At 44.0% G+C, this 1,047-nt stretch carries 1 protein-coding gene; it reads right to left on the reverse strand.

Translation table 11 applies throughout. The features are described from left to right. Positions 1–1,047: cadherin-like beta sandwich domain-containing protein (locus JO950_RS21895; protein ID WP_202704537.1), on the reverse strand; the 1,047-nt coding region annotated here is incomplete at both ends.

The following is a 1,047-nucleotide window of genomic DNA, read 5'->3' on the forward strand; positions in this document are numbered from 1 at the left end:
TTTGCTGTACCATCCTGAGCTAAAACTTCTATTGTAATAACAGTAGTACCCGCTCCAGAGGCCAAATCTATTTTTTGCGAAGGATTTCCGCTGGCCACTGCTGTCCCATTGACTTTTATGGTCGCATGGCTATCGGTCGTAACTGGTATTAGCGTTATACTGCTAGCTCCGTTAGGCACTTTAGTCGTATAAGCTGTAGTTTCCGGGGAGAAAACCGTAGTAAGTGCCCCGGCGCTTAGACTCACATTACTCAAAGTAGCAACATTACTCAGTGTGGTAACTGTTGCCGGATTACCGGTGCTGGTTGTGGTTAAATAGGATGGATAATTTCCATTATCTAGAAACTCCATAACCATGACCTGATAAGTTGTTCCGGGCGCCAAACCTTCGATTTGGAACCCAGAAACTACTGAGTCATAAATGCCTAAATACCAGCCTGTTGTACCGATCTGATCTCCCAAGCCAAAAATAGTGCTTCCACTGAAATAAAAATTATCCGGTACAGGTGTAGTGCCATCGCCTGTACCTGCACGTATTAAAAGCATCCTTTGTTTTCCATTTCCATTGATACAATGTACAGTAGTAGTAGTTGCTGTGGTCTTGGTAAAAGTAAGATTAGTGGCCTGAATCGTTGGCGGTGCTAAAAGCCTGAGTACTTTTATGGTGTAGGTTTTTACAGTACCATCCTGAGCCGTGACTTCGATCGCAATACGATTAGCCTTAGCCTCCACATTATTTACTTCCAGATTATCAATCGTCTGAGAAGGATTTCCACTGCTCACCGCTACCCCATTTACTTTTATAGTCGCATGGGTATCAGTAGTGACCGGCGTAATCGTGATACTGCTAGCGGCATTAGATACTCTGGCCGTATAAGCTGTAGTTTCGGAGGAGAAAAATGGAGTAAGAACTCCGGTACTCAGGCTTACATTACTCAATGTTGCGACATTACTCAGTGTAGTGACTGTTTCCGGATTAGCGGTGCTGGTTGTGGTTAAAAAGAAAGGATTACTTGGGGAACCGTTAAACTCCATCACCATTGCCTGA

Origin of the sequence: Flavobacterium sp. UGB4466, from assembly GCF_903469665.1 — a bacterium.
Taxonomy (GTDB): domain Bacteria; phylum Bacteroidota; class Bacteroidia; order Flavobacteriales; family Flavobacteriaceae; genus Flavobacterium; species Flavobacterium lipolyticum.